This is a genomic window from Shewanella sp. Sh95 (assembly GCF_001308045.1).
Classification (GTDB): domain Bacteria; phylum Pseudomonadota; class Gammaproteobacteria; order Enterobacterales; family Shewanellaceae; genus Shewanella; species Shewanella xiamenensis.
On record NZ_LGYY01000110.1, the window covers coordinates 1 to 668 of the forward strand.

The following is a 668-nucleotide window of genomic DNA, read 5'->3' on the forward strand; positions in this document are numbered from 1 at the left end:
GTGTAAATCTCTACTGGAACGAGGTGAATATAACCCTTCAGCAGTCAGACGCGTAGAGATCGACAAACCCGATGGCGGTAAACGCAAACTGGGTATCCCTAACGTCATTGATCGTGTGATACAGCAAGCTATTGCTCAAATTCTCACGCCGTTGTTTGACCCTTTCTTCTCGGCTAATAGCTTCGGCTTTAGACCGAATAGGAATGCCAAACAAGCGGTCTTGCAAGTCAGAGATATCATCAAACAGAAGCGCAAATTTGCCGTCGATGTTGATCTGTCCAAGTTCTTTGATCGAGTAAATCACGACCTGTTGATGACTCAATTGAGGATCAAGGTACAGGATAAGCGTCTGCTGGCGCTTATTGGTAAATACCTGCGAGCTGGTGTGATGGTCAACGACCAATTTGAAGCAAGCTTCGAAGGCGTGCCTCAAGGCGGCCCACTCTCGCCATTACTCTCTAACATTATGTTGGACAGTCTTGATAAAGAGCTGGAAAGCCGAGGGCACAAATTCGCCCGCTACGCGGACGACTTTATCATTTTGGTCAAGTCTCAACGAGCGGGCGAACGTGTCCTCAAGAGTATTACTCGCTATCTTGCCACTAAGCTAAAACTGGTTGTTAACGAACAGAAAAGCCAAGTGGTTAAGGTAGGCCAAAGCAAGTTCC

General features: G+C 47.2%; 1 protein-coding gene. It reads left to right on the top strand.

All coding sequences use genetic code 11. The features are described 5' to 3' along the window. On the top strand, positions 1–668 hold a 668-nt coding region (locus AEA42_RS08490), incomplete at both ends, for a reverse transcriptase domain-containing protein (protein WP_245391644.1).